The following is a 975-nucleotide window of genomic DNA, read 5'->3' on the forward strand; positions in this document are numbered from 1 at the left end:
CCCCAACACCGGGCTTCCGACAGACTGGCAAAGCCCTTGTCAGGAAACTCGGGCCGATACTTCGCCGTGCGAAACAGCGACTCTGCGTAAGCGTTGTCGTCGCTGACGCGAGGGCGTGAGTAAGACGGCTTGATTCCCAGCCAGTGGAGCATAGACAGCACGGTGGTTGCCTTGAGCGTGGCGCCGTTGTCACCATGCAGCACCGGTTTGACTGGCAATGCGTAAATCCCCTCGGTAATCGCGGTACGTTTAACCAGCAGCGCCGCATGGTCGGCGTGATCGGTCTCATGTACCTCCCAGCCCACGATCTTCCGGCTGTACAAATCCAGAATCAGGTACAGGTAGAACCAGCGGCCGATGATGCCGGTCGGTAAATAGGTCATGTCCCAGCACCACACCTGGGCTGGTGCGGTGGCAATGTGTGTCGTCGGCGGGCGCACAGTATGAGGCGCCTTGGCGCGCCCGCGATGCCGGGTCTGTCCGTGTGCCCGCAGTACGCGACTGAAACTTGACTCACTGGCCAGATAGACGCCTTCGTCAGCCAACATAGGCACGATGCGCGCCGGCGGCATGGCCGCAAACCGGCTTTCGTTGGCGACGCTGATGATCTGGCGTCGCTCATCGTCGCAGAGGGCATGAGCGGGCACGGGACGCGTCGCATCAGGGCGGCCATCACCTTGTATCAAACCGGCTTCAGCGCCGACCTTCCAGCGCTGCAAGGTACGTAGGCTGATGCCGGCGAGCTGGCAAGCAGGTTCGTAACCGGCACCGTCGTGACAGGCTTGCTCAATGTCGCAGGCAATATTGCGGCGATCTTCCACGCGTATCATACGTCCGCGCCCTCTTGGAAAATCACCGAGAGCTTTTTTGCTAGTACCAGCAAAGCAGTCGTCTCTGCCAACGCAGCGTTCTTGCGATTGACGTCGCGTTCGAGTTCCTTGATGCGTTTCTTGTCTTGCCGGGTCTGTTGACTGC

At 60.2% G+C, this 975-nt stretch carries 1 pseudogene; it reads right to left on the reverse strand.

Going from position 1 to position 975, the window contains the following annotated elements:
* Positions 1-975: pseudogene (locus KHU29_RS22035) on the reverse strand (DDE-type integrase/transposase/recombinase); the annotation flags it as partial.

The organism is Collimonas antrihumi (genome assembly GCF_018304965.1).
Taxonomy (GTDB): Bacteria; Pseudomonadota; Gammaproteobacteria; order Burkholderiales; family Burkholderiaceae_D; genus Collimonas; species Collimonas antrihumi.